Source organism: Microbacterium sp. B19(2022) (assembly GCF_012030385.1).
Lineage (GTDB): Bacteria > Actinomycetota > Actinomycetes > Actinomycetales > Microbacteriaceae > Microbacterium > Microbacterium oxydans_B.
Map to the genome: position 1 here is coordinate 33,331 of NZ_JAAUVO010000027.1, position 10,791 is coordinate 44,121.

10 protein-coding genes are annotated in these 10,791 nt (G+C 69.0%); 1 reads left to right on the plus strand and 9 read right to left on the minus strand.

Annotation, left to right across the window (positions count from 1 at the left end; translation table 11 throughout):
* Positions 1 to 46 precede the first annotated feature (46 nt).
* The 8 genes from HCX50_RS18390 to HCX50_RS18425 form a co-directional block, all read right to left on the minus strand.
* Positions 47 to 1,090, minus strand: a complete 1,044-nt coding sequence (locus HCX50_RS18390) for an ABC transporter ATP-binding protein (protein ID WP_167635311.1) — start codon at positions 1,088 to 1,090, stop codon at positions 47 to 49.
* On the minus strand, positions 1,090 to 1,890 hold the full coding sequence (locus HCX50_RS18395; protein ID WP_205829381.1) for an ABC transporter permease: 801 nt from the start codon (positions 1,888 to 1,890) through the stop codon (positions 1,090 to 1,092). Before HCX50_RS18395 ends, HCX50_RS18390 begins: the two co-directional genes overlap by 1 nt.
* A gap of 2 nt (positions 1,891 to 1,892) precedes the next feature.
* Positions 1,893 to 2,720: an ABC transporter permease gene (locus HCX50_RS18400; protein ID WP_029264225.1), complete on the minus strand. Its 828-nt coding sequence runs from the start codon at positions 2,718 to 2,720 to the stop codon at positions 1,893 to 1,895.
* Entirely contained in the window at positions 2,717 to 3,796 is a 1,080-nt protein-coding gene (locus tag HCX50_RS18405) for an ABC transporter substrate-binding protein (RefSeq protein WP_091027949.1), read from the minus strand. Before HCX50_RS18405 ends, HCX50_RS18400 begins: the two co-directional genes overlap by 4 nt.
* A gap of 41 nt (positions 3,797 to 3,837) precedes the next feature.
* Positions 3,838 to 4,308, minus strand: a complete 471-nt coding sequence (locus tag HCX50_RS18410; RefSeq protein WP_017829890.1) for a DUF3830 family protein — start codon at positions 4,306 to 4,308, stop codon at positions 3,838 to 3,840.
* Entirely contained in the window at positions 4,305 to 5,063 is a 759-nt protein-coding gene (locus tag HCX50_RS18415; protein ID WP_036304401.1) for a gamma-glutamyl-gamma-aminobutyrate hydrolase family protein, read from the minus strand. The genes HCX50_RS18410 and HCX50_RS18415 overlap by 4 nt, the downstream gene beginning before the upstream one ends.
* Positions 5,060 to 6,550, minus strand: a complete 1,491-nt coding sequence (locus HCX50_RS18420) for an aldehyde dehydrogenase family protein (RefSeq protein ID WP_091027946.1) — start codon at positions 6,548 to 6,550, stop codon at positions 5,060 to 5,062. Before HCX50_RS18420 ends, HCX50_RS18415 begins: the two co-directional genes overlap by 4 nt.
* Before the next feature lie 115 nt (positions 6,551 to 6,665).
* On the minus strand, positions 6,666 to 7,691 hold the full coding sequence (locus HCX50_RS18425; RefSeq protein ID WP_167635312.1) for an Lrp/AsnC family transcriptional regulator: 1,026 nt from the start codon (positions 7,689 to 7,691) through the stop codon (positions 6,666 to 6,668).
* 121 nt (positions 7,692 to 7,812) lie between these two features.
* Between HCX50_RS18425 and HCX50_RS18430 the strand changes: the two genes are divergently transcribed.
* Positions 7,813 to 8,142 carry a DHCW motif cupin fold protein gene (locus tag HCX50_RS18430; protein ID WP_091027940.1) on the plus strand — a complete coding sequence of 110 codons (330 nt, stop codon included), beginning with the start codon at positions 7,813 to 7,815 and terminating at the stop codon, positions 8,140 to 8,142.
* An 87-nt stretch (positions 8,143 to 8,229) separates the two neighbouring features.
* On the opposite strand, the gene HCX50_RS18435 is transcribed toward HCX50_RS18430, so the two are convergent.
* A partial coding sequence (locus tag HCX50_RS18435) for a metallophosphoesterase family protein (RefSeq protein ID WP_337750187.1) occupies positions 8,230 to 10,791 on the minus strand: 2,562 nt, incomplete at its 5' end.

The following is a 10,791-nucleotide window of genomic DNA, read 5'->3' on the forward strand; positions in this document are numbered from 1 at the left end:
CCCCTGGTGAAGATGTGTCGGGTCGGTGATCGGGGGGGCCGGGCCTTCAGGCGGCGGCGATCCAGAGCAGGGCGCCAGCGCGCCAGCCGAGACCGGCGGTGCCTTCGGGGATCGGCTCCTCGTGCCGGGGACGCACGACCCTCATCCGCTTGCCGGCGAGCTCGACGATGTAGACGATGTCGGCCCCGCGGTAGACGTGGGCGATGACGTCAACGTGCACCGGGGCATCCGCGCCGACGGTGGGGGACAGGTGCAGGTCCTCCTGACGGAGCACCACCTCTCCGCCGCCGTCCGGGCCCGCACCGGTCAACGGCATCTGGATCCCTGTTCCGTCGAGCGTCGCGACAGCGCCCGAGCGGGTCGCCGGAAGGAGGTTCGCCGCCCCGATGAAGTCGGCGGCGAACGGGGTGCGCGGTGCGCCGTAGAGCTCGGCCGGTGCACCCTCCTGCTCGATCACACCGCCGTTCATGAGAACGATCCGGTCGGAGAGGCTCATCGCCTCTTCCTGGTCGTGCGTGACGAACACGGTGGTGAGCCCGAGCGTGCGGTGCAGCTCCTTCAGCTCGACCTGCATGTCTTCACGCAGCCGGGCGTCGAGGTTCGACAGCGGCTCGTCGAGCAGGAGCACGCGGGGCTCGAAGGCGATGGCGCGGGCGAGTGCGACGCGCTGCTGCTGACCGCCCGACAGCTGCGCCGGCATCCGATCGGCGAGGTGTCCCATCTGCACGCGCTCCAGAGCTCGTACAGCCAGCTCCTTCTGCTCGGCCTTCGACTTCTCGCCCGACATCCGCAGACCGAAGCGCACGTTCTCGACCACGCTCATGTGCGGGAAGAGCGCGTAGCTCTGGAACATCATGCCGAGGTGCCGCTTCTCGGGCGGGAGCTTGGTCACATCCTGACCCGCGATCTCGATCGTGCCGCCGCTCGGGGATTCGAGGCCGGCGATGCAGCGCAGGAGGGTCGTCTTTCCGCAGCCCGAGGGGCCGAGGAGGGAGACGAACTCTCCGGACCGCATCGAGAGGTCGATGCCCTTGAGCACCTTCGTCCCCTTGAAGTCCTTGGTGAGTGAGGTGATGGTGAGTGTTGTCATCAGACGAACAACCTTCCCAGGCCGATGATGCGTTCGAGCACGATCATGAGGACGACGGTGAGCAGGACCATGAGAGTCGAGACGGCCGCCACGGTGGGCGACGTGCTGAACTCCAGCTGGCCGTAGATGGCGATGGGGAGCGTCTCGAGCTGCGGGGTGCGCAGGAAGAGGGCGATGACCGCATCGTCGAACGAGATGTTGAAGGCGAAGAAGGCACCGGCGGCGATGCCGGGGCGGGCGATCGGGAGCACGACCAGCCGATAGCGGTTCCAGGTGCTGGCACCGAGAGTGCGCGCCGCCTCCTCGGTGAAGTGGTCGGCGCGGGTCATCACACCGGTCACGGTGCGCATCACGTAGGGGATCGCGATGACGATGTGGATCGCGATCAGCACACCCACGTTGGGCGAGCCGATCGTGAGCGACGCGATGGAGAGGGCGCCGATGGCGAGGATGATCGTGGGGATCGTCAGCGGCGACATCAGCAGCGCCTGGATCGCCGCACCGCCGGGAACCTTGAAGCGGGTGAGCGCGAGCGCGGCCGCGGTGCCGATCGCGGCGGCGAGGATCGCGACGGTGATACCCACGAGCAGGCTCAGGCGGAACGGCTCGAGGTACGTGTCGGAGGTGAGCGCTTCGACGTACCAGTCGAGCGTGAAGCCCTGCCCGGGAAAGGTCAGGAAGCGGTTCTCGCCGACCGAGGCGCCGGCGACGACCATGAGCGGCACGAGCATGTACAGCGTCACGATGACGCCGAGGACGATCGCGAGGATTCTGCCGAGGATCGGAACGGAACGGACCATGGTCACACCTTCTGCTTCCCGAGCCGGGACGTCGCTGCGAGCACGAGCATGACCCCGGCGAACAGCAGCACGGCCTGCGCGGCCGCGAACGACCAGTCGAGGTTGGTGGTCGCGTCGACGTAGATGGTCTGCGCGAACACCGGGATCTGGGCTCCGCCGATGAAGCGGGGGGTGATGAACGAGCTCACCGACAGGACGAAGACGAGCGAGGCGCCGGCGACGATGCCGGGCACCGCGAGGGGGAGGACGACGTGCCGCAGCGTGCGCCAGAATCCGGCGCCGAGGGTGCGGGACGCCTCTTCGAGCTGCGGGGTGATGCCCGAGATGACACCGAGGATGCTGAGCACCGCGAAGGGGAGGAGCACCTGCACCATGGCGATCACGACACCGGTCTCGGTGCCGAGGAAGCCCTGGGTGCCGCCGACGAGGAACTCCGCGCCGGGGATCTGCATCATCAGCCCGGAGGGTCCCATCAGGACGACCCATCCGAACGTGCGGACCACGACGCTCGTCATGAGCGGGAGGATCACGACGATCAGGAGGAAGGAGCGCACCTTCGAGCCGGCCCGCGCCATCACGTAGGAGAGGGGGATGGCGATCACGAGCGTGATCACCGTCTGGATCACCCCCAGGCGGAGCGAACGGAGCGCCGCCTGGAGGTGATATTCACTCGTGAACAACCGGGTGAAGTTGTCGAGGGTGAACCCGCCTGCCGACGATTGCACGCTCATGAGGAGCATGCCGGCCACCGGCGTGACGAAGGCGAGCGCGAGCAGTGCGATCGCCGGCAGGAGCAGGAGCCAGGGCTCCCTACGGGTTCGGACGCTCATTTGGTGATCAGCGCATTCCACTCGTCGGTCCAGGACTGACGGTCGGCGGCGATGTCGCCGGGCGCGTAGACCACGACCGTGTCGAGCTCGTCGCCCGTGAGGACCGCATCCGCCGCGTCGTCCGAGAGCTCCGCCTTGGTGTTGACCGGCGAGTACCGCATGTTCTCCGCGAAGACGGCCTGCGCTTCGGGGCGCAGCTCGAAGTCGATGAAGAGCTTCGCGAGGTCGGGGTTGTCCCGGCCCTCGACGACGTTCGCCGTGATGAGGGAGGCGGTGGCGCCCTCCTCGGGCACGATGAACTCGACCGGAAGACCCGCATCCTGCAGGGTGCCGGCGTAGTCCATCGCGTACGGAGCGATCCACGTGTCGCGCTGGGCGAAGGCGGTCTGCAGGTCGGGCGACGTCGGGACCACGATCGCGTCGCCCGCCGAGGCGAGTGCCCCGAGGTCGGCGATGGCCTTCGAGGGGTCGTCGATTCCGCCGCCGAGAGCGTCGGCGACACGGAGCATCGAGAGCACGCCGTACGTGTTCGAGAAGTCCGTGAGGGCGACGTGACCGGCGTACGCGTCGTCGAACAGGTCGAGCCACGAGGTGGGCGCCGGAGCATCCGCCTCGGTGTTGTAGACGAGTCCGATCGGTGCCAGCTGGATGACGGGGCCTTCGCCCCGCTCGAGCCCCGCGGTCGCGAGGTCGATCAGGTCACCGGACTCGGACAGGTCGTCGGCCGCGATCGGGGCGATGAGCCCGTCCTGAGCAGCCGTGAACTCCTGGCCGCCCGAGAAGTGCACGACATCGATCTGCGGGCTGGCCTTCTGGGCCGTGACCTGTGCGAGGGCGTCGGCGCTGTACAGCGTGATCAGCTCGACCTTGGCGCCGGTCTCCTCCTCGAAGGGATCGACGACGGCCTCGATGAAGGCCTTCTCCCAGTCGCCGCCGAAAGAGGTGACGACGATGGTCTCGCCGGCGAACTCCTTGTCGCCGGAGGATGCGGTGTCGTCACCGGATGCGCAGCCGGCGAGGATGAGGGCGCCGGTGGCGACGAGCGCTCCGGTGGTGAGAATTCTTCGGGTATTCATGCACTGCTCCTTCGGGATGGGTCCAGCACTGAGTGAACGCCTTAGACCAGGCGTCCGATGGTGAGCTGCTTAGCTCCGTCGATGCGGATCGCGGCGCTCTCCTTGGCGAATTCCGCGAGTCCTTCGGTGATGCCGCCCCAGATGTTGACGGGTGTCCATCCGAGCGGGCCGAGAGTACGGGCACCACGATCGTAGAAGACTCCGATCTCGTACCACTCGAACGGCAGGCCGCCCATCTGCATCGGACGCTGCCAGTACCACTGCAGGTCACCCGGTGCGGGCACGACCTGCTGGTTCTCGAACGGCACCTTCTCGGGGTCGAAGTTCTGGGCCTCTTCGGGAAGGCCGACCATGACCTCGGGTCCGGCGTACATCGCGTGCATCGCCTGCATGGTGACCGGCTTCTCCAGCGCACCCCACATGGCCTCGCAGGTGCGAGGGGCGAGGTCCTCGAACAGGGTGGCGACGGCGCGGACGCCGTTCTCGTACTCGAGGAAGACCTGCTTGGTCATCGTGTTCCTTTCTCTGCAGCGGGGTGTTCCGCTGCGCGTTCACGGGCGGCCGAGACGAACGCCGCGAACAGCGGCATCTCCTCTGCGGCCTCATCGGGGGCGATCATCTTCTCGGGGTGCCACTGCACCGCCCAGAAGGGCCAGTCGTCGTCGGCCTCGACGGCTTCGACGATGCCGTCCGGCGCCCAGGCGACCGGATGGAGGCCAGGGGCGGGGACGTCGATCGACTGGTGGTGGATGGTGTTCACGACGCGATTCCGCGTGCCGTAGAGCGCCGCGAGACGGCTGCCTTCGGCGAGCGTGATCGGATGCCGGGCCGCCAGCTGCTGGTCGGCGCCGCGCACGGGCTGGTGGTCGGCGGTCGTCGGGATGTCGACGATCAGCGATCCTCCGAAGGCGATGTTGCTGACCTGGAGGCCGCGGCAGATCGCCAGCACCGGCAGACCGCGTTCACGGGCTCCGCGGGCGAGCGCGAGTTCGTAGCCGTCGCGCGAGGGGTCGTAGTTCTTGCCCTCCTGCGGCGCGGCGCCGTAGCGCGAGGGGTGCACGTCTTCTCCGCCGGAGAGCACCAGCCCGTCGAGGCGATCGAGCACCTCGTCGACACCGGCGGTCGGCGGCAGCAGCACCACGGCGCCGCCCGCGGCCTCGATGGGCGCCGCGTACTCCGTGCCCAGGCTGTGGGCCGGGCGACCGCTTCCGAGGTCGGTGTCGATGAAACGACGCCAGGTGGTGATGCCGATGAACGGGCGGGTCACGAGAGCTCGATCCAGGTGGTCTTCAGGTCGGTGAACTTCTCCAGGGCGTGCAGGCTCTTGTCGCGGCCGAAGCCCGATCCCTTGACGCCGCCGAAGGGGATCGTCATGTCGCCCTCCTCGAAGCAGTTGACCCAGACGACTCCGGCGCGCAGGCGTCGCGACAGGGTGTGCACGGCATTGAGGTCGGTGCTCCAGAGGGCGGCGGCCAGACCGAACTCGGTGCCGTTGGCGATCGCGAGTGCGTCTTCGACGTCGTCGTACGCGATGACGGAGAGCACAGGACCGAAGACCTCGCGCTGGGCGACCTCGTGTTCGGGGGTGACGCCGAGCACGACCGGGGCGAAGTAGCTGCCGCCGTCGACGGCCCGGAACCGCTCGGCACTGCCGGCGGCGAGCTCGCCGCCCTCGGCCTGGGCGCGCTCGACGAATCCGGCGATGCCCGCGAGCTGCCTCTCGCTGACGATCGCGCCCATCGAGGTGGCGACGTCGAACGGGTCGGCGGGGAGGCTCGTGCGCGCGACCTCGGCCGCGATCTCCAGCGCGCGGTCGCGCTGAGAACGCGGCACCAGCAGGCGGGAGGATGCCGTGCACATCTGCCCCTGGTTGTAGAAGCAGCCGTCGGCGGTGGCGCGCACGGCCCGTTCCAGGTCGGCATCCGGCAGCACCAGGCTCGCGGTCTTGCCGCCGAGCTCGGGCCAGACGCGCTTGCCGTTGGACGCGGCCGAGTAGCCGAGGAACTTCCGGCCGACCTCGGGCGAGCCGGTGAAGGTGACCACGTCGACGTCGGGGTGTTCGCCGAGTGCGCGGCCGGCGACCTGGCCGGTGCCGGGCGTGACGTTGAGGACGCCGGCGGGGATGCCGGCCTCGACCGCGAGCTCGGCGAGGCGCAGCGCGGAGAACGTGGTGTGCTCGGCGGGCTTGAGCACGACGCTGTTGCCGACCGCGAGGGCGGGGGCGAGCTTCCACGCGGTCATCGTCAGCGGGAAGTTCCACGGCACGACGGCGGCGACCACTCCGGCCGGCTCGCGGGTGACCAGGGCGAGGCTGTTCGGCGCGGTGACCGGCATCTCGTCGAGCACCTTGTCGGCGGCCTCGCCGTACCAGCGGAAGCAGTTCACGACCGCGCGCAGCTCGGTCTGCAGGGCCTCGCGGATGGGCTTGCCCATCTCGAGCGAGATCGTGAGGGCGAGCTCCTCGGCGTTGTCGTGGATCTTCTGCGCGAAGGCGATGAGCAGCTGTCCGCGCTCGCGGGGTGCGATGCGCGACCAGACGCCGGAGTCGAACGCGGCGCGGGCCGAGCGGACGGCCCGGTCGACGTCGGCGGCGGAGGCGGCCGTGATCGGCGGGAGCGCACGACCATCTCGCGGGCTCACGGGAGTCAGCGGCTCGGCAGAGCCCGCCTCCCACGCGCCGTCGATGAACATGCGCGTGTGCAGGGGCAGCGTCGCAGCGCGATCCGCCCAGTCGTCTCCCGTAGCCGTGAACACGATCGTCCTCTCCAGGGGTGTTGGCCCTGGAGAGGATACTCGCCCTATTTCGCCACTAGGTCAAGCCGTTAAGAACTATCTCGCCATTTCGTTACATGCCAGTAACAGAATCGGCCTATAGGCGGATGGCGCCGGTAGGCATGTCGTTCGCCAGCGCCTCGGGCGCTTCGTCGACGATCAGCGAGCCGCGCAGCACCGGGGTGATCACCACGAGCGACTCCACGACCTCGAGACCCTCATGCCCTGCGACTGCCGGGCCGGTGAGGAAGCGGTAGAACTCGTCGGCGTCCTTCACGAGCACATTGGCGAGCAGCTGCGAGGTGCCGGTGGTGGCCGCGATGAACTTCACCTCGGGGGCGGCGGCGAGGGCCGCGCCCACCTTCTCGAGCCGAGCCATCGGCACGCGAAGCCATACGAGCGCCTCCAGTCCCAGACCGAACAGGCTCGGCACGACCTCGGTGCGCGGATGCATCAGTCCGCGGCGGCTCAGCGACTCCATGCGTCGCCGAGTCGTCGTGACGTTGAGGCCCAGGGCGCGGGAGAGCTGGGCCACCGGCATCCGTCCGTCCTTCAGGAGCAGTCGGATCAGAGCCTCCTCATCGTCGCTCAGGGAGTCGGCGGGGTCGACCTCCGAGCCGGACGACTCGTCGAGCATGCGTGCCTGTTCGTCGGTCAGCACGCCCGCACGCCAGTCGTGCCCCGAGCGGAAGAACTTCAGGACAGTGGTGACGTTGATCGAGTCGATGCCCTCGAGCTCGGGGAAGTCGGTGAACAGCAGCTCGCGGATCGAGGCGTCGTCGTGGGGGAGCAGCATGCCGGCGATGTCACTGCTGCCCTCGAGCACCGAGACCGATGAGGCATCCGCGCGGCGGGCGAGGGTGCGCGCGACGTGCCACAGGGCGTGCGGGTCAGTCGTGATGCGGAACAGTACCGCGCGGGCGTGCAGCACGCGGGCGGGGTCGACGTAGGTGGAGACGCGGACCAGTCCGCGATCGAGCAGCCGCTGACCGCGACGGGCGACGGTGCGCTCGGGCAGGTCGACCACGCGGGCGATCTCTCCCCACGACGCACGGCCGTTCACCTGCAGGGCCGCGGCGACGATCCGATCGGTCTCGTCGGCCATCACATCGTTCGCGGGCACGGGCTCTCCTTCAGCGGGACGGACTCGGTGGAAGGTTATCCCAGTCCGGGGTCGCGCTGAGGCGCCGGTGGTCTCCTCGGCGCGGCAGGGTGGAGCGTCGCCGATGACCCATACTGAACCGATGAACCTTCCCGGACACGCCTTCAGCACCACCACCTGGGCAGAGATCGAACCCACCATCCACCCGGGAATCACGGGGCAGGCGGTCTGGCGATCACAGCAGATCGGCGACACCCGCATCCGCATGGTCGAATACTCGCCGGGCTACGTCGCCGACCACTGGTGCTCGCGCGGCCACGTGCTGTTCGTCGTCGAGGGCACCCTCGAGACAGAGCTCGAAGACGGTCGGACCTTCACTCTGCACGCCGGGGAGAGCTATCAGGTCGGCACGGACATGGAAGCCCATCGCTCGAGCACCGAGACCGGCGCGCGTCTGTTCGTCGTCGACTGACGTCCGGCGTCCTCGCCATCCCGACCATGTGGGAACGGCGGGCGCCGCCGAGGTCGAAACCCCGACGGCGCCCGTGGATGCTGCGGACTACTCGGCCTCGGTCACCTCGACCGTGGCGTGCTGCCGACGGCGGCGCATCGCGAACAGGCCGAGGCCCGCCGCGAGGAGCACGACGGCCGCGACGATGTACGGCACGCTGTCGGCACCCGTGGTGGCGAGGTCGCCGTCCGGGCCACCGGAACCGCCCGAGCCGTCGCCCGGAGTGACCGCTCCGCCGCCGGACACCGCGGTGACGGTGACGGAGGCCGTGACCTCGGTGCCGTCCGGCAGGATCGCGGCGAGCGTGTGCGCCCCGGCCGGAGTGTTGGCCGGGATCGTCACCGTGCGCTGGAACGAGCCGTCCGCACCGGCGGTGGCCGTGCCCAGCTGCACCGGGTCGGAGCGCAGCTCGAGTCGCAGCTCGGCGCCTTCCGCGAAGCCACTGCCCGAGACCGCGAGGGTGCCGCCGGCCGTGACGGATGCTGCGCCCAGCTCGATCTCGGCGGGAACCTCGGGCTCCGGCGTGACCGGAGGCGTGACGCCCTTCTCGGTGACCCACTTCTCGCCGGCATCCGACTTCGTCACCGTGAACGTGTCGTACACGGCGCCGACGGGGAGGTCGGTGGTGGCATCCGGCTGCTTCTCCGCCAGGTACGAGCGGTAGACGAGCTGATTCTTCGAGACGTCGATCACCTGGTAGGTGGTGACGCCCTGGCCGCGCAGCACCTGGGTGGCGCCGTTGTTGGTCCAGACGTTCTTCTCGGGCGTCTCGAGCTCGTAGTGCTTCGCGCCGGAGTTCGACACCACGTAGACCGGGCCGGTGGTGATGCCGGGCGTCTCGGTCGCGTCGGTGTTCACGTAGCCGCGAGCATAGGTGTGATCGTGGCCCATGAGCACCAGGTCGATGTCGTTGCGCTGGAACACGGGGACCCAGTCGGCGCGGAGCTTCGGCTCGTCGCGACCCTCGGATGCCGAGAAGACCGGCTGGTGGAAGGTGACGACGTTCCACTTCGACGGGCTGTTCTGCAGCAGCAGGTCGAGCCAGGCGCCCTGGAAGCGGGTCCAGAGGAGGCCGATCTGCGAGGAGGGGCACTCCGCGCCCGTGCAGGACGGGAGCCCGGCCGGCGTGAGGAACGTGGTGTCGCGCGTCGCGTTCAGCGTGATGAAGCGCACGCCCTGGTAGTCCGTGTAGTACGCGGTCTCCGCGGCGAAGGAGCTCCAGTGGTCGAAGAACGCGCGGTACTGCTGCGCGACGGCCGAGTCGCCCTTGGCGAGATCGGCCAGTTCGCCGATGGAGCTCATCGACGGGTTGTTGTGCGGGTACTCGAAAGCGGCCTTCCACGCGGTGAGCAGCTTGTCGCCCGAGTACTCGTGGTTGCCGGGAGCGGCCATCACGTTGGTGCGCACGGCCGAGTCCTTCATGCCCTTGAACCAGTTGACCCACTCGTTCTCGTTGCTGGACGTGTTGATCAGGTCGCCCGCGTGCACGGAGCCGATGGAGCGCGGAGCGTTGGCCTCGGCCTGCTTCACGACGCTCGGCCACGTGGTGTCGAGTCCGATCTGCGCGTCGCCGTAGTAGATGAACTGGAAGTCGGTGGCTTTCCCGTCAGCCGTGCGGAACTCGTACCAGTCGCTCCAGCTGCCGGGCAGGCCGACGCGGTAGCGGTACTCGGTCGCGGCGGTGAGGCCGGTGACTGTCGCCGAGAAATGCTTGTTCGGGTTGCCGTTGACCACACCGGCGTCGTACGCGTCGACGGTTCGGACGTCGCCACCGGCAGTCGGTGCGATCTCGACCTGTCCGACCGTGTGCGACGCGTCGCCCGCGAGCCACGAGAACGCCTGCGAGATGGCCGGCTGCTCGGTCGGAGTCAGGATGACGCGGGTCGGCGGGGCGATCACAGGCGTACCGGGGTCGGATGCCTTCACCAGGGTCAGCGACGACATGTCGAAGTAGATGTCGGAGCTGGTCTCGCGGTCCTGGAACAGCGAGACGGCGATCGTGTTGGTGCCGTCGTGCAGCAGGTCGCCCTCGGCGCTGAACGTGGTCGTGAGCGGGTCGCCGTTGGAGTCGCCGGCGTACTCGACGTTCTTCGTGTCGGTGATGCGGCCGTCGACGTAGCGGGCGACCTCTTCGCCGTTGATCCACACGATCACGGCGTCGTCGTAGGTGATGGTGCTCTGCAGCGCCGCGACCTGCTCGGCGACTCCGGCCTCGAGCTCGAACGTCGTGCGGAAGAAGTACGTCGGCACGGTCGGCGCCGCAGCCCCGTCGAGGTAGTGGTTCAGGAGCGTCCTCGGCGTCTGCGGGCCCACCGATCCGAGCTTGCCGTTCTTCGCGCCGAACGAGCCGGGAGCGGTCTTCCAGCTGCCGTCGTCGAACGCCGGGAGCGTCCAGTCACGGAGCGCGGCCGGTGCGGGCGACGGGTCGGATCCGTCGTCGAGGTAGTGCCAGGCGGTGTCGCCGGTGACCAGCGAGCCGGTCGGCACCTCGGGCTCGGGGGCGGCGAGGGCCGCGGGGGCGACGACAGCGCCGCCGAGCAAGGCGAGGAGCGCGACGGACGTCAGTCCGTGACGCCGCCAGCGCACCGCAGGGGTGGGGGAGGTCATGTC

Excerpts from the sequence above, each read along its gene's own strand:
- HCX50_RS18390 (WP_167635311.1), bottom strand. The coding sequence starts at position 1,090 with ATGACAACACTCACCATCACCTCACTCACCAAGGACTTCAAGGGGACG.
- HCX50_RS18395 (WP_205829381.1), bottom strand. The coding sequence starts at position 1,890 with ATGGTCCGTTCCGTTCCGATCCTCGGCAGAATCCTCGCGATCGTCCTC.
- HCX50_RS18400 (WP_029264225.1), bottom strand. The coding sequence starts at position 2,720 with ATGAGCGTCCGAACCCGTAGGGAGCCCTGGCTCCTGCTCCTGCCGGCG.
- HCX50_RS18405 (WP_091027949.1), bottom strand. The coding sequence starts at position 3,796 with ATGAATACCCGAAGAATTCTCACCACCGGAGCGCTCGTCGCCACCGGC.
- HCX50_RS18410 (WP_017829890.1), bottom strand. The coding sequence starts at position 4,308 with ATGACCAAGCAGGTCTTCCTCGAGTACGAGAACGGCGTCCGCGCCGTC.
- HCX50_RS18430 (WP_091027940.1), top strand. The coding sequence starts at position 7,813 with ATGAACCTTCCCGGACACGCCTTCAGCACCACCACCTGGGCAGAGATC.